At 55.2% G+C, this 223-nt stretch carries 1 rRNA gene; it reads right to left on the reverse strand.

Annotation, left to right across the window (positions count from 1 at the left end):
- Positions 1–223, reverse strand: a 23S ribosomal RNA gene (locus SLS51_RS25025); the annotation flags it as partial.

Genomic DNA, 223 nt, shown 5'->3' on the forward strand with positions numbered 1-223 from the left:
CTTTATCGTTACTTATGTCAGCATTCGCACTTCTGATACCTCCAGCAGGCCTCACGGCACCGCCTTCTGCGGCTTACAGAACGCTCCCCTACCCAGCAACACCCACGTGTCGCTGCCGCAGCTTCGGTGCATGGTTTAGCCCCGTTACATCTTCCGCGCAGGCCGACTCGACCAGTGAGCTATTACGCTTTCTTTCAATGATGGCTGCTTCTAAGCCAACATC

It is taken from the genome of Photorhabdus africana (assembly GCF_035181445.1).
GTDB classification, from domain to species: domain Bacteria; phylum Pseudomonadota; class Gammaproteobacteria; order Enterobacterales; family Enterobacteriaceae; genus Photorhabdus; species Photorhabdus laumondii.